This window comes from Kaistella faecalis (assembly GCF_019195395.1).
Classification (GTDB): domain Bacteria; phylum Bacteroidota; class Bacteroidia; order Flavobacteriales; family Weeksellaceae; genus Kaistella; species Kaistella faecalis.
On sequence record NZ_CP078067.1, the window covers coordinates 2503933 to 2525663 of the forward strand.

General features: G+C 38.5%; 22 protein-coding genes. 18 read left to right on the top strand and 4 right to left on the bottom strand.

The genetic code is table 11. The annotated features are described in order from the left end of the window. Positions 1-9 precede the first annotated feature (9 nt). The 6 genes from KTV93_RS11770 to KTV93_RS11795 all read left to right on the top strand — a co-directional run bounded on the left by KTV93_RS11770 (position 10) and on the right by KTV93_RS11795 (position 7344). Entirely contained in the window at positions 10-1269 is a 1260-nt protein-coding gene (locus KTV93_RS11770) for a nucleoside permease (protein WP_218249159.1), read from the top strand. Positions 1270-1354: 85 nt separating this feature from the next. Further along, positions 1355-2533 carry an acetyl-CoA C-acyltransferase gene (locus tag KTV93_RS11775; protein ID WP_218249160.1) on the top strand — a complete coding sequence of 393 codons (1179 nt, stop codon included), beginning with the start codon at positions 1355-1357 and terminating at the stop codon, positions 2531-2533. Between the two features lie 105 nt (positions 2534-2638). Beyond that, positions 2639-4120, top strand: coding sequence for an MFS transporter (locus KTV93_RS11780; protein ID WP_218249161.1), 1482 nt, complete (start codon positions 2639-2641; stop codon positions 4118-4120). A 118-nt stretch (positions 4121-4238) separates the two neighbouring features. Next, positions 4239-5165, top strand: a complete 927-nt coding sequence (locus KTV93_RS11785) for a mevalonate kinase family protein (RefSeq protein ID WP_218249162.1) — start codon at positions 4239-4241, stop codon at positions 5163-5165. Between the two features lie 47 nt (positions 5166-5212). Then, entirely contained in the window at positions 5213-6103 is an 891-nt protein-coding gene (locus KTV93_RS11790) for a UbiA family prenyltransferase (RefSeq protein WP_218250542.1), read from the top strand. A 122-nt stretch (positions 6104-6225) separates the two neighbouring features. Then, a complete protein-coding gene (locus KTV93_RS11795; protein WP_218249163.1) occupies positions 6226-7344 on the top strand; it encodes a pseudouridine synthase in 1119 nt (372 codons plus the stop codon). Between the two features lie 83 nt (positions 7345-7427). Here the strand turns inward: KTV93_RS11795 and KTV93_RS11800 are convergent, their stop codons facing one another. Then, a complete protein-coding gene (locus tag KTV93_RS11800; RefSeq protein WP_218249164.1) occupies positions 7428-8003 on the bottom strand; it encodes a DUF417 family protein in 576 nt (191 codons plus the stop codon). Between the two features lie 65 nt (positions 8004-8068). After that, complete coding sequence (locus KTV93_RS11805) at positions 8069-8902, bottom strand: helix-turn-helix domain-containing protein (RefSeq protein ID WP_218249165.1); 834 nt, start codon at positions 8900-8902, stop codon at positions 8069-8071. 107 nt (positions 8903-9009) lie between these two features. On the opposite strand from KTV93_RS11805, the gene KTV93_RS11810 reads away from it, so the two are divergent. Both KTV93_RS11810 and KTV93_RS11815 read left to right on the top strand, forming a co-directional pair. Further along, positions 9010-9501: an RNA polymerase sigma factor gene (locus KTV93_RS11810; RefSeq protein WP_218250543.1), complete on the top strand. Its 492-nt coding sequence runs from the start codon at positions 9010-9012 to the stop codon at positions 9499-9501. 4 nt (positions 9502-9505) lie between these two features. Further along, entirely contained in the window at positions 9506-10099 is a 594-nt protein-coding gene (locus KTV93_RS11815; RefSeq protein WP_218249166.1) for a hypothetical protein, read from the top strand. A gap of 58 nt (positions 10100-10157) precedes the next feature. On the opposite strand, the gene KTV93_RS11820 is transcribed toward KTV93_RS11815, so the two are convergent. After that, the gene (locus KTV93_RS11820; protein ID WP_218249167.1) at positions 10158-12377 is read right to left on the bottom strand and encodes an NADP-dependent isocitrate dehydrogenase; all 2220 of its coding nucleotides are present in this window, start codon (positions 12375-12377) and stop codon (positions 10158-10160) included. Positions 12378-12536: 159 nt separating this feature from the next. Here KTV93_RS11820 and tpx point away from each other — a divergent pair, with 159 nt between their 5' ends. The 10 genes from tpx (at position 12537) to gcvP (ending at position 20617) form a co-directional block, all read left to right on the top strand. After that, positions 12537-13034 carry a thiol peroxidase gene (gene tpx, locus KTV93_RS11825; protein ID WP_218249168.1) on the top strand — a complete coding sequence of 166 codons (498 nt, stop codon included), beginning with the start codon at positions 12537-12539 and terminating at the stop codon, positions 13032-13034. A 73-nt stretch (positions 13035-13107) separates the two neighbouring features. Further along, on the top strand, positions 13108-13482 hold the full coding sequence (locus tag KTV93_RS11830; protein ID WP_218249169.1) for a nuclear transport factor 2 family protein: 375 nt from the start codon (positions 13108-13110) through the stop codon (positions 13480-13482). Between the two features lie 93 nt (positions 13483-13575). After that, a complete protein-coding gene (locus KTV93_RS11835) occupies positions 13576-13992 on the top strand; it encodes an SRPBCC domain-containing protein (RefSeq protein WP_218249170.1) in 417 nt (138 codons plus the stop codon). Beyond that, positions 13976-14554 (top strand): hypothetical protein, encoded by a 579-nt coding sequence (locus KTV93_RS11840; protein WP_218249171.1) that lies wholly within the window; start codon positions 13976-13978, stop codon positions 14552-14554. Before KTV93_RS11835 ends, KTV93_RS11840 begins: the two co-directional genes overlap by 17 nt. Before the next feature lie 8 nt (positions 14555-14562). Further along, complete coding sequence (locus KTV93_RS11845) at positions 14563-14904, top strand: iron chaperone (RefSeq protein ID WP_218249172.1); 342 nt, start codon at positions 14563-14565, stop codon at positions 14902-14904. A 19-nt stretch (positions 14905-14923) separates the two neighbouring features. Then, entirely contained in the window at positions 14924-15787 is an 864-nt protein-coding gene (locus tag KTV93_RS11850) for a VOC family protein (protein WP_218249173.1), read from the top strand. A gap of 12 nt (positions 15788-15799) precedes the next feature. Beyond that, a complete protein-coding gene (locus KTV93_RS11855) occupies positions 15800-16222 on the top strand; it encodes an SRPBCC domain-containing protein (protein WP_218249174.1) in 423 nt (140 codons plus the stop codon). Positions 16223-16239: 17 nt separating this feature from the next. Beyond that, complete coding sequence (locus tag KTV93_RS11860; protein ID WP_230259162.1) at positions 16240-16683, top strand: SRPBCC family protein; 444 nt, start codon at positions 16240-16242, stop codon at positions 16681-16683. Positions 16684-16784: 101 nt separating this feature from the next. Further along, positions 16785-17435 carry a J domain-containing protein gene (locus tag KTV93_RS11865; RefSeq protein WP_218249175.1) on the top strand — a complete coding sequence of 217 codons (651 nt, stop codon included), beginning with the start codon at positions 16785-16787 and terminating at the stop codon, positions 17433-17435. A gap of 323 nt (positions 17436-17758) precedes the next feature. Continuing rightward, on the top strand, positions 17759-20617 hold the full coding sequence (gene gcvP, locus KTV93_RS11870) for an aminomethyl-transferring glycine dehydrogenase (RefSeq protein WP_218249176.1): 2859 nt from the start codon (positions 17759-17761) through the stop codon (positions 20615-20617). A gap of 85 nt (positions 20618-20702) precedes the next feature. Here gcvP and KTV93_RS11875 read toward each other — a convergent pair whose 3' ends face one another. After that, positions 20703-21623, bottom strand: a complete 921-nt coding sequence (locus KTV93_RS11875; protein ID WP_218249177.1) for a T9SS type A sorting domain-containing protein — start codon at positions 21621-21623, stop codon at positions 20703-20705. Positions 21624-21731: the final 108 nt, after the last annotated feature.

Here is a 21731-nt window from a genome sequence, read left to right on the forward strand (position 1 = left end):
AATTAAACTATGAATTTAAAATTACGACTTACCATTGTTAGTTTTCTGCAGTTTTTTGTGTGGGGAGCCTGGCTGATTACGATTGGCGTATATTGGTTCGGAACAAAACAATGGGGTGGCGAAGAATTTGGAAAAGTTTTTGCCACATTGGGAATCGCTTCGATTATTATGCCTGCTTTAACAGGAATTATCGCAGACAGGTGGATAAACGCTGAAAGGCTTTACGGAATTTTGCACATTCTGTACGGAATCACGCTATTCTTTCTCCCGCAAATTACCACACCGGATAATTTTTTCTGGGTCATGCTATTGGCGATGATGTTTTATATGCCTACTATTTCCCTTTCTAATTCAATTGCATACTACATTCTGAAGAACAATAACTTTGACGTGGTGAAAGTTTTTCCGCCGATCAGGGTTTGGGGTACGATAGGTTTTATTGCGGCGATGTGGATTACCAATCTGTCGGGCAACAAGGATTCCGGAAACCAGTTTTATATTGCTGCAGTTTTTGCCATTATTTTGGGTATTTATGCCTTTACCTTGCCAAAATGCCCACCTCAGAATTTAATTTCGAAGGATGCAACATGGACGGAAAAATTGGGTCTGAATGCCTTTTCCCTTTTAAAGGATTATAAAATGGCGCTGTTCTTTCTTTTTTCACTTTTCCTGGGTGCAGCTTTGCAGTTGACCAACATGTACGGAGATACTTACCTTTCAGATTTCGGTAAAATCCCTGAATATGCTGAAAGTTTTGTAGTGAAAAGATCCACATTAATTATGTCGATATCGCAGATTTCAGAAACACTTTTCATTCTCGCGATTCCCTTCTTCCTTAAAAGATATGGAATTAAAAATGTGATGCTTATTTCCATGTTTGCATGGGTACTTCGTTTTGGTTTGTTTGCTTATGGCGTACCTGTCGGATTTGGTTTAGGATTAATTATTCTTTCATGCATCGTTTACGGGATGGCTTTTGATTTCTTTAATATTTCAGGGTCACTTTTCGTAGAAACCACTACCGATTATAAGATCAGATCTTCTGCACAGGGCTTGTTTATGATGATGACCAATGGTTTTGGCGCGATCATGGGAAGTTTGGTGAGCGGCTGGATGATACAGAATTACTTTACCCTGCCAAACGGTGATAAAATGTGGCATGAAATCTGGCTGATTTTTGCGGTTTACGCATTGGTAGTTGCAGTATTATTTGCGATAATGTTCAAACATAAACATAATCCGGAAGTTTTAGCTGATGTTAAACATTAAAACTTCTAAAAAAATAAGCAAAACACACTTTCTATAAAGTGTGTTTTTTTTTGTAATTTGCCGTATTAAAATATAAAAATTAAACATGCAAGAAGTATTTATCGTATCGGCAGTTAGAACGCCGATGGGCAGTTTTCTGGGGAGTCTATCCTCTGTACCCGCGACAAAATTAGGTTCAGCGGCAATTAAAGGAGCTTTAGAGAAAATAAACCTTGATCCTAAATTGGTTCAGGAAGTATATATGGGGAATGTTCTTCAGGCGGGCGAAGGTCAGGCACCAGCACGTCAGGCAGCTTTAGGAGCTGGTTTGTCTAATGAAACGCCTTCTACAACAATCAATAAGGTTTGTGCTTCGGGTATGAAGGCCGTTATGATGGCTTCCCAATCTATCAAAGCCGGCGATCAGGATATTATCGTAGCAGGTGGAATGGAAAATATGTCTTCGGTTCCCCACTATTTCAATGCACGTAATTCAACCAAATTGGGCGATGTGAAGATGCAGGACGGTTTGATGTTCGACGGTTTAACTGATGTTTACAACAAAGTCCACATGGGAGTTTGTGCTGAAAAATGTGCGGCAGAATACGGAATAACAAGAGAAGATCAGGATAATTTTGCAATCGAATCTTACAAACGTTCGGCAAAAGCCTGGGGCGAGGGTAAATTCAGCAATGAAATTGTTCCTGTTGAAATTCCTCAAAGAAAAGGTGAACCAATTATTTTTTCAGAAGATGAAGAATACAAATCCGTAAACTTCGACAGAATCGGAACTTTGCCAACTGTTTTCCAAAAAGAAAACGGAACGGTAACTGCGGCAAATGCATCTACATTAAATGACGGTGCTTCAGCACTAGTTTTGATGTCTAAAGAAAAAATGGAGGAACTGGGTTTGAAACCGCTGGCCAGAATCGTTTCTTATGCTGACGCAGCTCACGAACCTGAATGGTTTACCACAGCGCCCGCAAAAGCCTTACCTATTGCTCTTAGAAAAGCAGGTTTAGAAGTTTCTGATATCGATTTTTTTGAGTTTAACGAAGCCTTTTCAGTAGTTGGACTGGCAAATAATAAAATTTTAGGCCTGGATTCTGCAAAAGTAAACGTAAACGGAGGCGCGGTTTCTTTAGGTCACCCGCTGGGAAGTTCAGGTTCAAGAATTATTGTTACTTTGATTAACGTTCTTAAACAAAACAACGGAAAATACGGTGCTGCTGCAATCTGTAACGGTGGAGGCGGTGCAAGTGCGATTGTAATTGAGAATATGTAAGCTCAAAACATGTCTTTATAATTAAAACCATTAAGAATTATTAATGAATTTTTTTCATTAGTTCTTAATGGTTTTTCTATTTTTGTTTATAAATAAACTATTGCAATGCCCGATAACGATAATCTGACGACACCGAACATCAAGAATAACCCTAAAATCATGAAAGCCTGGGCTTATTATGACTGGGCCAATTCAGTATATTCTCTGGTAATAACATCGACCATTTTCCCGATTTATTACTCAATTCTCACTACCGCTTCGGAAAAAAGCGAATATGTAGCAGAAACAGGCCAGTGGATAAAAGTTCCTGTACGTCATATGATCACTGTTTTTGGGAAACAGTACCAGCCAGATGCAATTTACGGATACTCACTTACGATTTCCTTTTTAATCGTAGTTTTACTCTCACCAATTCTGTCTTCATTAGCTGATACCATCGGGAATAAGAAATCTTTTCTGCAGTTTTTCTGTTATTTAGGTGCAACCTCTTGTATGGGGCTTGCGATGTTTACTGGAATGCAGAATGTATTTTTGGGGCTTCTGTTCAGTATTACAGCGAGTGTAGGATTCTGGGGAAGTTTGGTTTTTTATAATTCATTTCTTCCCGACATCGCAACTCCGGATAAGCAGGATGCGCTTTCTGCAAAAGGTTATGTGTATGGATATATTGGTTCAGTCGTTCTTGTAGTTATCTGTTTGGTTTTAATTCAGGTATTTGCTAAAAATCCCGAAGAAGCCAGACTTTACACCAGAATATCATTCCTTCTGACGGGTGCGTGGTGGTTCGGTTTTGCGCAGTACACCTTTAAACATTTACCACAATTCGGAAATGTGAAAGAGCAGCTGCCTAAAGATTTGGTGCTGCTGAATTACAAGAATATCTTCAAGAAACATGAAGAACAGGGCGGTTTCTGGGAAGTTTTAAAAGATAATATTAATTTCTACAGCGATATTGTGAAAGAAAGTTTCCGCGAACTTTTCAAGGTGGGTAGAACACTTTTCGCGGATCGTAATCTGAAATTTTTTCTGTCAAGTTTTTTCTTTTACAGTGTTGGGATGCAAACCATTTTCCTCATGGCGACACTTTTTGGCAAAAGTGAAATTAACCTCGAGCAGGACAAATTGATTCTGACTTTGCTTCTGATCCAGATCGAAGCGATTATCGGTGCGCTGTTTTTTTCCTGGTTATCAAAGAAAATTGGCAATAAAAATGTAATTTCAATTGCGATTACTCTGTGGATTGTTGCCTGTTTGTCAGCATATTATCTGAATAAAGAAAATCCTAATGTCGAATACCAGTTTTACGGAATCGCCGGAATAATTGGTCTTGTAATGGGAGGTCTGCAGGCAATGTCGCGATCTACCTATTCAAAACTGTTGCCCGAAGATTCAATGGATAACACCACCTTTTTCAGTTTTTATGATGTTTTGGAAAAATTAGCGATTATATTGGGAACTTTCATATTTGCAACCATGATCGAGCAGTATCATAATATGCGTTATGCCGCACTCTCGATGTCAATATTTTTCTTTGCGGGCCTCGTATTGATAAGATTTTTGAAGGTAAAACTTATCTCCGGAAAATAAAATTTAATCCTTTTTTTATTATTCAAAAATGTGGCGTTATTTTTGAATATAACACAATAGATTTCTAAGATATTTTTTTGTAACTTTGCAACTGAAAATCAACGGTTTAAATTAAACGATGACCAATCCACTTTTTTACGCAAAAATCCTACTGTTCGGTGAATACGGAATTATTGAAGATTCTCAGGGACTTACGTTGCCTTACAGCTACTATAAAGGAACACTGAAATTTTCTGATGTAGAAAGTGAATTCGAAAAGAAATCAAATTTATCTCTTAAAAAATATTCAGACTATTTGATTAATCTGGAACTGGATGAGAAATTCAGAATCAATATTGCAGATTTTCAGAAGGACATCGCTAACGGACTATTCTTCGATTCCAATATTCCTCAGGGATATGGTGTTGGAAGTTCTGGAGCTTTAGTTGCAGCGATTTTCGAAAAATATTCTTTTATAAAATATACGCCTGAAAATATTTCTAAAGACGAACTGAAAGATTTGAAGAAAGTTTTCGGACTTCTCGAAAGTTATTTTCACGGGAGAAGTTCCGGAATCGATCCTCTGATCTGTTACATGAACCTTCCAATACTTATTGAAAACAAAGAAAATGTAGACCGTGTGGCCATTCCGCAAAGTGCAGAAGGTAAAGGTGCAATTTTCCTTATTGATTCCGGTATGACTGGCGAAACTGGACCAATGGTGCAGATTTTCTTCGAAAAGATGAAAACAGAAGGTTTCCGCAAGACTTTGAAAGAAGAATTTATCCGTTATAATAATGCTTGTATTGATGCATTTCTGAAAAAGGAGATGACTCCACTTTTCAGAAACCTGAAAAGCTTATCGGTTTGGGCTTATGAACATTTTAAACCTATGATTCCCGAAAGTATCTACAAAGCCTGGAAAAACGGTCTTGATACGAACGCTTATTACCTGAAACTCTGTGGCAGCGGCGGCGGCGGTTATATTTTGGGTTTCACCAAAGATTATGCGAAGGCAGAAAAAATGCTGCAGGGATTCGAGAAAGAAGTCATCTACAGGTTCTAAAATTTAAGTCGTAAAAAATTTAATTTTACATTCAGCCGACTTAGATGATGAGAAAATCTTTTTTTTACAGAATATCGCAATTAGTTGGCTTTCTGCTCGGAGCACGGATTTTCGTTGCAGCCTTACTCACATTCGCTTTATATGTTTCTACATTTTTCCTATTTAACCAGGAGGAGAGTTTGCGTGCTTTTGTTTTTGATTTCAAGGTGCATGGAATCATATTCTGCACGGTTCTGAGTATTTTAGCAGGTGGGATTATCAATCAGTTCTACGACCGCGAAAAAGACCAGCTTACAAAGCCTTTCCGTACCAAACTCCAGAACTTCCTAAAGCAGAAATATTTTCTTTATGCCTATCTGATTTTAGTTTTAATATCGCTTGGGACCGCATTTTTAATTTCGCCACGGGTATTTTTCTTTTTCCTGATTTACCAGTTTTTCATGTGGTTTTACAGCCATAAACTCAGTAAAATTCTGATTCTAAATAATGTTACTTTTGTAAGTCTTACACTTTATCCTTTTTTCGGAATGTTGGTTTACTACCACACTTTTTCGGGTAAAGTATTTCTGATGGCAGTTTTTCTGTTTATTATACTGCTTATGATTGATATTCTAAAGGATGTTTTAACCAAAAATGCAGATAAAATCTTCGGATATATCACGATTCCAAATTTTTTCGGTACCAGAACCGCAATTAATGTAGTAACAGCACTTTTGGTGTCTCTTTTTTTGGTTTCACTGCTTATTGTTGACAAAACGGGGATTCACAGCATTATGCCTCTGTACTTTGCTGCAGGCTTATTCATTATCATCATTTCCGTTTATTTTCTTTTCAGTTCCCAGAAGAAATCAAACCTTTTCGTGCTTAATGTGCTGCGGATTTGGATTTTTGTCGGAATTATCGCAATGCTGCTGGATGGAATCGTCAACCGATTTTAATGGCTATGTAGTTTGAAAAATTTTGATTTACCGATGATCTTGCGCGCGGAATCACAGTCTTGGAAAAACTATTGTCGATATATCAGCGAATTAGTTTTATCTTTGCAGAAATTTTTCAGATAATGAGCCGAGACAGAAACAGCAACAACAAAGCAAAAAAAGTAAGAATTTCAAAAATTTCCAATTCCGGAAGTTCAAGACCTGCTCCTTCCCGTGCACGCGCTCCAAAACCTGAGAATACTGAAGAAAGAAAACCTGCAAAAGAGCCTAAGGCTCCCAGAGAACCTCGCCTTATGTCGCAATCTGAAGCTAAATCCTATGAGAAAACTTTCGACAGACCAGCGTCCCGCAAACCGGTCGGCAAAAGAGTAGGTAAATCTACAGATAAAGACGGTAAGTTTGCTAAAGGCGACGGTAAATCCCGTGGTACAAAACTTTTCAAGAATTATGAAAGACCACAAGATGAAAACGAAAAAACAAGATCCTTCGTTCAGAAACGAAGATTCGATAAATTAGCGAAGGAAACTCCCAAAGAAAGTATCCGTCTTAATAAGTACATTGCAAACTCAGGAATTTGTTCCCGCCGTGAAGCTGATGAGCTTATTACCCAAGGCTTGGTTGAAGTCAACGGAAAAGTGGTGACAGAAATGGGTTATCAGGTGCAGAAAACAGATAAAGTAATTTTCGACGGACAGGGAATCACCCCTGAAAAACCGGTTTATGTATTATTGAATAAACCAAAAGGTTATATCTCAACAACCAAAGACGAAAAGGCCAGAAAAACTGTAATGGATTTAGTGGCAAACGCTTCACCATACAGAGTTTTCCCGGTGGGAAGGCTGGACCGTTCTACGACAGGTGTTATTTTGCTGACCAACGATGGTCACATGACCAAAAAACTTACACATCCGTCGTTCAATATGAAGAAAATTTATCATGTTACCTTAGACAAAAAACTAGACAGAGCTGACCTTAACGCAATCGCTGAAGGAATACGTCTGGAAGAAGGTGTAGCGGAAGTTGACAGTATCTCCTATATCGAAGGAAAGCCAAGAAACGAAGTGGGTATCGAAATTCATATCGGCTGGAACAGGGTAGTGCGCAGGATTTTCCAGAGATTGGGCTACGAAGTGGAAGCGCTCGACAGAGTGATGTTCGCCGGTTTGACAAAGAAAAACATCAAACGCGGACATTGGAGAATTCTTAGTGAACTCGAAGTGAATAATCTTAAAATGATGTAAAATATAACATCAATAATAATATAAATCAAAACTTCCCCGGGTGACTCACCCGGGGAAGTTTTTTTAAACATAAAAAACACAAACTATGAAAAACTATTCTTTCTCTGCCGGAGAAGTTTTTGTGCAGAATCCGCTGCAATTACAAAACCGCCGCCAAGCATAATAATATCTTTAATAACAAGTCTGCCTGCTGCAGAAAGATAAGGGAAACCATGATTTGGTCCGCCCAGGTCTGGAACCCAGGTTTCCGGAGTTGTGATGAGAAATGAGAGTGTTACCACCGACATTACAACGGTGAGAATTCCACCAATAAGACCGGCTTTTGGAAACCAAATTCCCAATAAAACAAAAATTCCGAAAAGAACAATTACAGCACCCAAACCGTAAGAAAACACATAAGTTCCGTTGGCTTCGTGCCATTTAATGTTCTCGGGAATTACTTCTCCTTCCTTGTTTTTATGAAGTTTGTAGCTGTCCGCATCGTCAGCGCTTTTGCTGAGAAGAAAATTCATAAACGGCGAGTTAGCGACAAATGGTATAATTCCGTCAGCTTCGTACTGAAAGGCTTTTAATCCGCCAATCCAGGCCATCACAACAAAAATTCCGATTCTAAGAAAGTTGATGAAATTCTTTTGTGAGTTTGCTAAAAATTCTAACATAAATATTTGATTTAGTGGCAAATTTATGTCGAATAAAGAACTGGAAAAATGGAAAATTTTGGTAGTTACTTGTATAAATCTGCCACAATTGAAATTCCGGTTTCTTCGCGGAACTGTGTCGGAGAAATACCCGTACGTTTCTTGAAATATTTACTGAAATAAAATTCGTCTTCAAAATTGAGTTCAGCCGCAATTTCTTTCATGGATTTTCGGGTGAGATGAATTTGCTTTTTCGCTTCGAGAATTACCCGTTCCTGAATGATTTGTGAAGGCGTTTTATTAAATTCGGCTTTGATCTTTTTGCTTAGAGAATTCGGTGTGAGATGGAGCAAATCTGCATAAAAAGCCGGACTTTTTTCTGTAAGAAAATGTTGCTCCACCAAATTCTGAAAATCCTTCAGTCCGCTGAAATCTTTCTGAATTAATTCTTTTTCCGGCAGAAATGTGCTTTTTACTTGGCTGCAAATCGCCAGTATGAGTTGCAGATAAGATCGTAAAACAGCGACAGCGAAATCTTCATTGGGGTTGGTGTTGCCAATCTTCAGAAAATATTCGGAAATTTCGTTGAAAGTTGTTTCATCAAGCGAAAAATGCGGAAAAAGATAAATGTTATTGAAAAGCAAACCATTGCAGGCAACCTCTTTTTTATGATATTCGATACAGTAAAAATCGCCGTGGAAACTGAGCATCTGGATTTCAAAAATATCTTTGCTCACAATCTGTATATTCTGAAAAGGCGAAGTAAAGAAAACCGTTCTACCGCTGAATTTGTACTCAACAAAATCGACCATGATTTTTCCGTTACCCTGAAACAGGAAAATATGGTAAAAAGCATCACTCAACACTTTTTCAAAATCGCTGCTTTTTTTTTGAATGACAGAAAAATGGCTGTTTTCCATGATGTAAAATTAAGGTATTTCGGGAAAGTAAAGTGAAATAAATATATTTCCTAAGTTTTCTGTAACAATTATTTTAAATTGCTACTTACTTCACAGATTACTGCATGATGCCCAAACTGGAAAAAGAATTTTTAGAACGTATTGAAAAACACAAAGGGATGATTTTCAAGATTTCTAAAATGTATATGGATAATTTCGACGATCAGAAGGACCTTTTCCAGGAAATTACATTCCAGGTCTGGAAAGCCTATCCCACTTTCGAAGGCAGAAGCGCTTTTTCTACCTGGCTTTACCGGATCGCGCTTAATACGGCAATCGTTTTTCTGAAATCTGAAAAGAAAAGAAGTTTTATTCAGAACAGCAGCATCGAAGACTTTAACATTAAGAATGATGATTATAATGATGGCGAGGAACTTAAACTCAAGAAAATGTATGAAGCCATCAACAAACTGAACGCGATCGACAAAGCACTGGTCTTCTATTATCTGGAAGATTTCACGGGAAAAGAAACCGCGGAGCAGTTAGGGATTTCGGAAGTAAATGCGAGGGTAAAACTCAATCGCGCAAAACAAAAATTAAAAGAACTCATTAATCACTAAAGTTATGGAACTTGATCATTTAAAAGAAATATGGAGCAACGAAAACGTGGCTGAAACTCCAGAAATTTCAACAGAAAACCAAAAGGAAATCCATCTTCCTCTGGAAAGAATCCGAAAGAATATGAGGACCGAGTTTTATTGGACTGCCGTGTTGTTTGTATTTATAATTCTCTTCTTCGCAGTGGTGGATATGCATTTTTTCAAATTTAAAGTGTACATTATTACTTTAGTAGTCACCATGATGCTGATTACGAGTTTTTACTTTTTTAAATTCTTTCAGCTTTATAAAAACATCAGCGCCATTAATCTTAACACCTGGGATGCACTTAAGGATTTAAAATTCCAGTTTAAACTTAATGAGCAGTATTATCTGGCTTTTTATATTGCTTTTGCGCCGTTTGTGGTGTGCGAAATGCTGTTGGTTTTCGATTACACACCTCCTTTGCAGGAGATTACAGGTTTACGATTTATCCTGACTTTTCTAGCCACCTGTATCGGAACATTAGGCGCCCTTTATGTATTCGGAAAGTTTTGGTTTAACCGGTATTACGGCAAATATTTCAATCAGATCTATAAAATCATTGATGATCTTAAATAAAAAAACTTCCCGGAAATCGGGAAGTTTTTATTTTCAGTTTGAATTTAAATAATCAAACTTATAGTGCATTGATAATTTCGTTCAACGTAGCGCTTGGTCTCATCGCTGCATCGGTTTTACCAAAATTTGGTTTGTAGTATCCACCAATATCCTGTGGTTTGCCCTGAGCTCCGATTAATTCTTCATTAATTTTAGCTTCATTTTCAAACATGGATTTTGCAATAGGTTGGAAGGTTGCAGCCATTTCAGTATTTTTTGTCTGATTAGCCAAAGCTTCTGCCCAATACATTGCCAGATAGAAGTGAGAACCGCGATTGTCGATGCTTCCTATTTTTCTTGCAGGAGATTTGTCTTCTGCCAGGAATTTTTCGTTCGCAACATCCAACGCATCTGCTAAAATCTGAGCTTTTTCGTTGTTTTGAGTCTGTGCCAAATGCTCTAAACTCGCCTGAAGTGCCATGAATTCTCCTAAAGAATCCCATCTTAAATATCCTTCTTCAATAAACTGCTCGATGTGTTTCGGTGCAGAACCTCCGGCTCCGGTTTCGAAAAGTCCGCCGCCATTCATCAATGGAACGATAGAAAGCATTTTTGCAGACGTTCCAAGTTCTAAAATTGGGAAGAGATCAGTTAAGTAATCTCTGAGTACATTTCCTGAAACTGAAATCGTATCCAAACCTTTTCTGATTCTTTCTAAAGTTAAAGTCATTGCATCCTCAACACTTAAAATCTGAATGTCCAGGCCTGTTGTATCGTAATCTTTCAGGTATTTTTCAACTTTCTTAATCATTTCGCGGTCGTGCGCTCTCTGATCATCGAGCCAGAAAATTGCCGGTGTGTCGGATAGTTTTGCTCTGTTCACGGCAAGTTTCACCCAATCCTGAATCGGTGCGTCTTTCACCTGGCACATTCTGAAAATGTCACCTTTCTGAACATCCTGCTCCATGAAAATGTTTCCGTCAGCGTCAGAAACTTTTACTTTTCCGTCTGCATTCAGCTGGAAAGTTTTATCGTGCGAACCATATTCTTCAGCTTTCTGGGCCATTAAACCGACATTTGGAACTGAACCCATTGTGCGTGGATCAAGTGCACCATTTTTCTTCATATCGTCGATAGCAGCCTGATAGAATCCTGCATAATTTCTGTCGGGAATCATGGCGATTGTATCTTCTTCTTTACCTTCTTTATTCCACATTTTGCCGCCGCCTCTAATGAGCGCAGCCATGGAAGCATCAACAATAATATCTGAAGGAACGTGGAAGTTGGTGATTCCTTTATCAGAATTTACCATCGCCACCGCAGGTCCGTTGTCGAGGGTTTTTTCAATATCGGCTTTAATTTCAGCTTCTTTGGCATTGCCTGCAATTTTATCAAATAAATCCTGAAGTCCGTTATTCGGATTGATATCAAGTTCATTAAATAAATCAGCATATTTGGTGAAAACATCATTAAAGAAAACCTGAACCATCGCTCCAAAAATAATAGGGTCAGAAATCTTCATCATGGTTGCTTTCAAATGTCCTGATAATAGTACATTTGCTGCTTTAGCCTCAGCGATGGTTTCTGCAACAAAATTTTTCAGCGCAGAAAGATTCATTACAGAAGTATCAATGATTTCTCCAGCTTTCAGAGGCGAAAGTCCTTTCAGTTCTTTCACAGAACCATCGTTACCGAAAAATTCAATTTTGAACTGAGAATCGTTTTCTACAGTTACAGATTTTTCAGTTCCGTAGAAATCACCAGCGGTCATATGAGCTACTTTTGTTTTAGAATCTGCAGCCCAGGTTCCCATTCTGTGTGGGTTGGCTTTGGCGTAATTTTTTACTGCTTTCGGTGCTCTTCTGTCAGAATTTCCTTCACGAAGAACCGGGTTTACCGCACTTCCCAAAACCTTTGCATATTTTGCTTTAATGGCTTCTTCTTCCGCGTTTTTAGGCTCAGCCGGATAATTTGGGACTGCAAAACCCTGCTGCTGCAATTCCGCAATCGCTTCGTCCAACTGTGGTGCAGATGCTGAAATATTCGGAAGTTTTATGATGTTTGCTTCAGGGGTTGTTGCTAATTTTCCAAGTTCGGCCAAAGCGTCTTCCACTTTTTGGTCTACATTCAGAAATTCCGGGAAATTGGCTAATATTCTTCCTGAAAGTGAAATGTCTTTGGGTGAGATTTCGATGTCTGCAGTTTTGGTAAATGCTTCAACAATTGGTAAAAAAGAATGGGTGGCCAACATCGGAGCTTCATCAGTCCAGGTGTAGACAATTTTGGATTTTTCTGACATTATTTTAATATTTGAATTTAATTTTAAGAATCACAAATTTAAGGAATTTAAAAGGAGTATGAAAGAGGCGGTTTGCTAACTTTAAGATTAATTTAACCTTTATTTAAAATAAAATTTGCCATTTTATCGCTAATTTTGAGAAACACTAAAAATAAAATTATGGCAGATATTACATTGAAAGGAGACAAAATAAAAACAATCGGTCACTTACCTGAAATTGGTTTAACGGTGAAAGATTTCGCTTTAGTAAATGATAAACTGGAGGTGAAAGTACTTTCTGATTACGATGGCAAAAAGAAAATTTTTAATATTTTCCCGAGCATTGATACAGGCATTTGTGCCGCGTCTGCAAGAAAATTCAATGAAAAAGCAGGCGATTTGGAAAATACTGTTGTAATAAATGTTTCCAGAGATTTACCTTTTGCGTTAGGACGATTCTGTGCAGCTGAAGGTTTAGATCATGTGGAATCACTTTCGGATTTTCGCGGAACTTTCGGCGATGATTATGGCGTAACATTACTCGATTCACCAATGAAAGGTTTGCTGAGCCGTGCGGTGATTGTAACGGACGAACACGGCAAAGTAATTTACACTGAGCAGATTCCCGAAATTGTTCAGGAGCCGGATTATGATAAAGCACTGAACGCATTGAAATAAAAACATCAAACCTTAACAGCTTTTGCTATTAAGGTTTTTTAATTCAGAAAATCAACCTTAAAAATTAAAGATCATGGATAATAAGCAGATTGCAAAACAGTTTTTCGAAAATCTTTTTGTGGATAATGATAAGGCTTACGAAGTGTTATCTGATGATGTAAGGGTAAACTGGCCAGGTTTCGGGATGGATGATATTGTGGGGAAAGAAAATCTCTACAACTTTCTATCAAATGACGGCCCGGAAAAAGTTTTAAAACTGCAAATCAACAATGTCATTGGAGAAGGTGATGTAGTAATTGCAGACGGAAATATCCTTACAGAAAGACATGGCAAACAGGAAACTTCTCATTTTGCAGATGTGTACACTGTTCGGGATGGTAAAATTACTTCGCTGGTCAGTTATATGGTATTCGGAAAGGAAAATGAAGGTGACACAGAAACAGAATAAAATTTGGTTAACTTAAGTCTGTCGTTTGGGATTATGAAAAGGTCTTATTTTGAGAGTCCCGATCTTTTTCATTAAATTTAGGAAAAATTAAATATGACAGATCCAATTACAGTTAAAATTACGATCCTGAAACCTGTTCATAAAGTTTGGGATTATTTTTATAACCCAAAACATATAGTGAAATGGAATTTCCCAACGACCAACTGGCACTGCCCGAAAGCTGAAAGTGATTTCCGGGAAGGTGGCAGGTTCGATTACCGTCTGGAATATAAAGATAAAAGTTTCGGTTATAACTTCTCTGGATATATTGATGAGATCCGTTTACTTGAAAATGTAAAAAGCCATCTGGATGACGGCCGTAGGATTGAAGTACAGTTTAATAAAATCGATGAGAATACCACAGAAATCGTGGAGATTTTTGAACCCGAAGTTCAGAATTCTACAGAGATGCAGCGCGTAGGTTGGTATGCAATTTTAGACCGTTTTCATAAGTATGTGGAAAATAACTAAAAATATACTGCCCAGTATTTTATTACTGCTGTTTTGTAATTCCTGTAATAAAGAAGTTCAAAAAAACAGTAATAGCATTAAGGCTGATTCTGCACAGATAGAGGTCACCGATAAGAAAACGCCCGGAGATTCAAAAAATGTTAAAAAATATAAGGGTGCTTGGTTCGAGATCGATTATCCTTCTTCTTTTAAAGCGGTAAATTCTTTAGCATCATCAACAAGCGTGGAAGGTTATGACAGTGCGTTATTTACCGCTCCCGACGGTAAAGTTCAGTTTTATGTATTTTCGCCGCAATGGAGCGGTTTGCCAACCGATATTGAACTTCAGCCTAACGAAACTTTAGTAGATTCTGCATCAGCAGTGCAAAACGGCTTAGAGGTAGAACGATGGACAATAAAAGCAAAAGACGGGTCATATTTTAGGTCCTACGAGTCAACATCCGAAACAGACAGTAAAATAAACAAAGTTTTTGGGGTCAAATATTCATCCACCAGAGATTTGGAACAATACAGAGAGACATATCTAATGTTCAAAAAATCGCTGGAACAGTTTGCTGACTGACTTTAGCCATGGAAACAGCCGATATCTATATTAAACAGTTCCCCGCCAATGTCCAGGAAATATTAGCCCGGATCAGAACGATAATTTTTGAGGAAGCCCCCGAAGCCGAAGAAAAAATAAGCTACGCAATGCCCGGATATTTTCTGAATATTAAACCTTTGGTTTACATTGCAGGCTACAAAAATCATATCGGTTTGTATGCGACGCCAACCGGCCATGAGGAATTTAAAAAGGAACTTTCGGAATGTAAACAGGGTAAAGGTTCGGTACAGTTTCCTTTAAATAGTGAAATTCCTTATGAATTAATAAGGAGAATTATAAAATTCCGGAAACAGGAAATAGAAAAATAACTTTTAACATCTTCAAAAAATGAAAAACAATATATTTCCATGTCTTTGGTTTGACAGGACTGGGAACGAAGCGGCCCAATTCTATACAGATATTTTCGGCGGAAAGATTACCGTAGATACTCCCGTAGTCATCAATTTCGAGCTTTTCGGTCAGAGAATGATGATCCTGAATGCCGGTCCGCAATTCGAAAAGAATGCTTCGGTTTCCTTTATGGTTTTATGCGAAACACCTGAAGAAGTTGAAAAGTACTGGAAGCCTTTAGCCGATGGAGGCATCGTGCTGATGGAGCTGGGCGAATATCCCTGGAGTAAAAAGTACGGATGGGTCCGTGATAAATACGGAGTTACCTGGCAAGTCTATTTAGGTGAAAAAATGGGCGAGCAGAAGATTGTTCCGACGCTCATGTATATTCACGGGAATAACGGCAAAGCGATGGAAGCAATGGAGCTTTATACCAAGATTTTTCCTGATTCAAAGGTTGGCGGTGTTCTGAAATACGGTGACGGAGTAGGAAACGAAACCCATGAAGTTCAGGAGAATGTTCAGCACGCGCATTTCGAAATCGACGGCTATAGTTTTTTCTGTATGGATAATTCTTATGATCATCAGTTTGATTTCAACGAGGGAATTTCTATGGTGGTAATGACGGATGATCAGGAACAAACAGATCACCTGTGGAACTCACTTATTGCCGAAGGCGGAAGAGCGAGTATGTGCGGTTGGCTGAAAGATAAATTCGGTATGAGCTGGCAGATTGTACCTAAAAAACTCATCGAACTTATGAATGATTCTGATCCCTATAAATCACAAAAAGTGATGCAGGAAATGTCTGGAATGCAAAAAATTGTAATTGCAGATCTGGAAAAAGCTTACCACTCTTAAAAATTTGGCATAATGAAACTTTTAGAATTCAAAATTCAGATTAACGCACCGGCAGAGAAAGTCTGGAGCATTCTATTTAGTAAAGATGCCGACGGAAATTGGCCTTCGGCAATGAATGAAGGAACTTACTTTGAAGGAAACTGGGAAGAAGGCAGCATCATGAGATTTCTTGATTCAGAAAACAACGGAATGTATAATCAGATTGAGAAAAATATTCCCAACAGACAATTGGTAATGAAACATCTGGGCTGGATTTACGATGGCGAGCTCAGCCCACAGGATTGGGAGGATTCTACGGTAGCTTATATTCTTGAATCCAATGAAAACGGCACACTTCTTACTGGAAAAGTAAATGCTTTGGATGAATTTGTTGATTTTTTCAATTCAAAATATCCACCTAATTTCGAAAAGATCAAAAAACTCTCAGAATCATAAAAATTTTAAACACTATTATGATGGAAACCTTAAATTACGAAATAACAATAAACGCACCCATTCAAAAAGTATGGGATTTGCTTTGGTCACCAGAAACTTATACACAATGGACCCAATTTTTCAGTCCGGAATCTCAATTTGAAACTGACTGGCAGATTAACGGAAAAACTTATTTTCTTGACGGCCACGGAAACGGCATGGTTGCTACCATAAAAAGTCTGAATGCTCCATGTGAAGTAGTTTTCAGCCACCTTGGCATCCTTAGCGAAGGGGTTGAAGATACTGAAAGCCGTGAAGTAAAGGAATGGAGTGGCGCTGAAGAACAGTATTTCCTGCGGAAGATTGATGAGAATACGACTCATGTTCGCGCGATTCTGCACACGCTGCAGGAATATGAAGAACATATGAACAACGGTTTTAATAAAGGTTTCGAAGTGCTGAAAAAATTAGCCGAACAGTAATCAATAATTACGCGGAAACTCAAACTTTCCGCTTTTTTGTGGAGTACTAATTTTTTTAAATCCTTACTTTTACACCCCAAAACCGAATTCTGTATTCCATAATGAAGAATTATTATTATTTTCTGAGTGTACAAGAAAATGCTTCTGATGAAGACATTAAAAAAGCCTACAGAAAATTGTCGCTGAAATATCATCCCGATAAAAATGAAAACGATGAATTTTTCGCACACCGCTTTATGGAAATTCAGGAAGCGTATGAAACGCTCGGCGATAAAGAAAGAAGACGGATTTATGACGATAATTTAAGCCATCAGCAAAGGGCCTTCCGCCCAAATCTTCCGCCGGCGATAAAATCGTTTTCAGTAAATAAAATCAATGTTCAGAAAGGGGAAGAGGTCATTATTACATGGCAGACAAACCATGCCGACGTGGTTAAAGTTCTGCCTTTTGGTTTAGAAAAAAGCTACGGAGAAAAGAAGATTAGAATTACCGAATTTAAAGACGGGAAATTTCAGTTGTTGCTTCATGCGACGAATTCTCTTCTCAATAAAACAGTAGTGCGGGGAATAACAATTAATCAGGTTTTCGATTCGGAAAAAGAAAAATTCAGAGAAGGTGTCGAAGAACTTTTCAAGCCGCAAACACCAACGCGAACTAACCCAGGCGGCCAGCCAAAGGCGCTGAAAATTACGCTGGCAATAATTTTTCTTGTAATTGCAATACTGCTTTTAGTAAAAACATTTGCAGGATAAAATTCCGACTGGTTGTAAAATGCAGTTATGCCATTTTCAGTCTTCCAGGACACTTTTTGCAGCGTTTTCCTTTTTTGAATTTCTTGCAGCATTTTTTCTTGTCACAGAACATTTCCTCCGTTTTATGGTAGAAAGGTGTTAATGGTGCAACTTTGAAGGGAATGATTGGTGAGTTCATGGTGCAAATGTAATTCTAATTTAGAATAAATCAAAATAGCTGACAAGCTTTTTTGTGTTTCGCACATGAAATTTATCAATTGTACTGTTCATCAAAATATTGTATTTTTACGAACCTTTATTTCTAAATAAATCCAGTAAAAATAATGAACACTACACAGTTTGTAAACCGCCACATTTCTATGAACGAAGCCGACAAACAGGCAATGTTACAGGAAATTGGTGTTTCGGGTATTGATGAATTAATTGCCCAAACCATTCCCAATTCAATCCGTTTAGAAAAAGACTTAAGCATTTCCCCGGCTCTTTCAGAGTACGAAATGTTAGCGCATTCTAAGGAATTGGCAGCACAGAATTTACTTTTCGATAATTATATCGGGTTCGGTTACCACAATACTATTTTGCCAAGCGCGATCCAGCGCAATATTCTCGAAAATCCGTCGTGGTACACCGCTTATACTCCCTATCAGGCAGAAATTGCACAGGGTAGATTGGAAGCGCTATTGAATTTTCAAACCGTAGTTTGTGATTTAACAGGTTTCAAACTGGCAAACGCTTCTCTTTTAGACGAATCTACGGCTGCGGCAGAAGCCATGCATATGTTCTTCGAAAGCCGAACAAAGGACCAGAGAAAATCCGAGGCTAATAAATTCTTCATTTCAGACCTGGTGCTTCCACAAACGGTTGCGGTATTGAAAACAAAAGCGGAAGGTTTGGGAATCCAGATTGTTGAAGGTGATCACGAGAACCATGATTTTGATGAATCGTATTTCGGAGTTTTACTTCAGTATCCCGGTAAAAACGGAATTGTCCTCGACTATACCGAAAACATCAAGAAATATAAAGAGCTAAACCTTCAGGTAGTTGTTGCCAGTGATCCAATGGCGTTGGTGAAACTCAAATCACCGGCTGAAATGGGCGCCGACTGTGCCGTAGGAACCACACAGCGATTCGGGATTCCGATGGGTTACGGTGGACCTCACGCTGCATTTTTTGCCTGTAAAGAAGATTATAAGAGAGACATTCCGGGAAGAATTATCGGTGTTTCTCAGGATGCATATGGCAAGCGTGCACTGAGAATGGCTTTGCAAACCCGTGAGCAGCATATTAAAAGAGAAAAAGCAACTTCTAATATCTGTACCGCTCAGGTGCTTTTAGCAGTTATGGCGGGGATGTATGCGGTTTATCACGGTCCGAAAGGCCTTAATTTCATTGCAGAGCAGATTCATTTCAAAGCAAACGCACTTCACAGCGGTTTAAAGGCTTTAGGATACGACATTGTAGAAGAACCGATATTCGATACGGTAAAATTCCGCATTAGTGAGGATGATAAAAAATCTTTGATGTTTTTAATGCTTGATCATAAAATCAACCTTAATTATTTCACAGAAGGCTTTGTAAGCATTGCAGTGAACGAAACTACAACGCTGGAGAAACTGCAGATTCTTTTTGATGCATTTGCACAGTTTAGAGATAAACAGAGTTTCAAACTTGTGATTAAAGATGAACTACAGATTCCTGAAAATTCTTTAAGATCTGATGAGATTTTAAAAGAAGAAGTTTTCAATAAATATCACACGGAAACAGAGTTAATGCGCTACATCAAGCGTCTGGAAAGAAAAGATCTGTCATTGACACATTCGATGATTTCCTTAGGTTCATGTACTATGAAACTTAATGCTGCGACCCAAATGCTGCCGATTTCCTGGCCGGAATGGGGCAGTGTACATCCATTCGTTCCTACAGATCAGGCTGGCGGATATCAGCAGTTAATTAAGGAGTTGGAAAAAGATCTTGCTGAAATTACAGGTTTCGCCGGTACTTCGCTTCAGCCAAATTCCGGAGCTCAGGGTGAATATGCAGGTTTGATGGTAATTCGCGAGTATCACAAATCACGTGGAGAAAGCCACAGAAATATCGTTCTGATCCCACAGTCTGCACATGGTACAAATCCAGCTTCTGCAGTAATTGCGGGTATGAAGGTGGTTGTGGTTAAAAATCTTGAAAGCGGAGAAATCGATTTCGATGATTTGAAAGCTAAAGCAGAGCAGCACGCAGAAAACCTTTCTGCAGCGATGATTACTTATCCGTCAACTTATGGATTCTTTGATGATAATATTAAAGAAATCACAAAACTGATTCACGACAACGGCGGACAGGTTTATATGGACGGCGCGAACATGAATGCGCAGGTAGGTTTCACCTCTCCGGGAAATATCGGGGCAGATGTTTGCCACCTGAATCTTCACAAAACCTTCGCGATTCCTCACGGAGGCGGCGGTCCGGGAGTTGGTCCGATTTGCGTTGCGAAACATTTGGTAAAGTTTTTACCATCGAATCCGAATATCAAAATCGGTGATAAAGAAGCCATAGACGCAATTTCAGCTGCACCTTACGGATCTTCACTGGTTTTAAATATTTCCTACGCCTATATTAAAATGCTTGGAACTGAGGGGTTGAAAAAATCTACAGAGCACGCGATATTGAATGCCAATTATCTGAAAGAGGTTTTAGCAGAACATTTCCCAATTCTTTACGCAAATGCTGCAGGAAGAGTAGCTCATGAATGTATTGTAGATTTCCGACAGTTTAAACCACTTGGGATTGAAGTTGCTGATGTCGCAAAACGTTTGATGGATTATGGGTTCCATGCACCAACAGTGAGTTTTCCTGTGGCTGGAACTTTAATGATTGAGCCTACAGAATCTGAAAGCAAAAGAGAAATCGACCGTTTTGCAGAAGCTTTGATCTCAATTAAAAAAGAAATCGAAGAAATCGCTGAAGGAACTGCTGATACCGCAAATAACGTATTGAAAAATGCGCCTCACACAGAACAGCTGGTTATTTCGGACTCATGGGATAAACCTTACAGTCGAGAAAAAGCTGCCTATCCGCTGGATTGGGTTCGCGACCATAAATTCTTTGCGTCGGTTTCACGTGTTGACGAAGCTTATGGTGACAGAAACCTAATCTGCACCTGCGCACCAATTGAAAGTTATATGTAAAAATTTCCTTTTAGCATTCTTAAAAATAAAATTCCCGAACGAAAGTCCGGGAATTTTTTATGAGTAGACACTGTTTGTCTGATGCTTATTCTTTTATGAATTTTGAAGAGTAAGTACTTCCTTTTGTGCTGATCATATTAATGAGATAGGCGCCGGCTTTTAGGTCCTGTAGATCAATTGATTTTCCAGAGGCTGTTTTTGTTACCAGAAGTTGCCCTGCCATATTATAAATCTGAATTTGTGAAACTTTTTCACCGTTCGGAAGATTCAGGTTCAGGTTGTTTTTTACAGGATTTGGGTATACTGCAACATTTCCTTTCTTCACATTGTTTACCGACATTTCTACCTCATTAATCTTAATGTTGTCGATGTATCCATCGCCGCCAAAATTATCGTGGAGGAAGTTCATCCCTAAGAGATCAATCTGCGTGAAGTTCGGCGTAGTATAAATTAACGCTCCGTCTACGAAATATTTAATTTCTGTTGCAGAAACCATTACTTTTATGGAATACCATCTGTTCGCTTCCCATGCAAATCCTGTATCTTCCATATCGTAATCGATATTGCTTACTACTTTTAGGGTTCCTTCCCAATCGAAAGCCAAGTCAAAAACAGGGTAATACTCCTGAGTGGCACTGATTCCGTAGGCTGCCATCTCAAAATTGGAACCTTCGGTTTCAGTCACTAAAACATCAAATGAAACAGTAGCGTCGTTATAATCCAGTGGCTGATCAAAATCCTTCTGTGCGCCGATGATAGGATAGAACTGTCCTCCATATTCATCGGTATAGCCATTTTTAAAGGAGAAAGTACCGTTGCTGGATTTCTCGTCTGTAACCATCTGGTTTTGCACAAAATTACCTTCGCCATCATCGGTAATCTGCCATGATTTCTGTCCGTTAATACTTCCCAACTGGTAGCCTTCGGAAGTTTCAAATGAAATTTGGTTTTGTGCAGAAATAGTGCTGCAGAAAAAGGCTGTAGCGAGAAAATATAAATTCTTCATAAATAATTTTTTGCAATGATAGCACAACAATGTTGCAGATGCAAATGGGATATCAAAGAAAATTTCCGTATGTAGAAGGTGTTTTGGACGATTGACCTTGAATTTAAT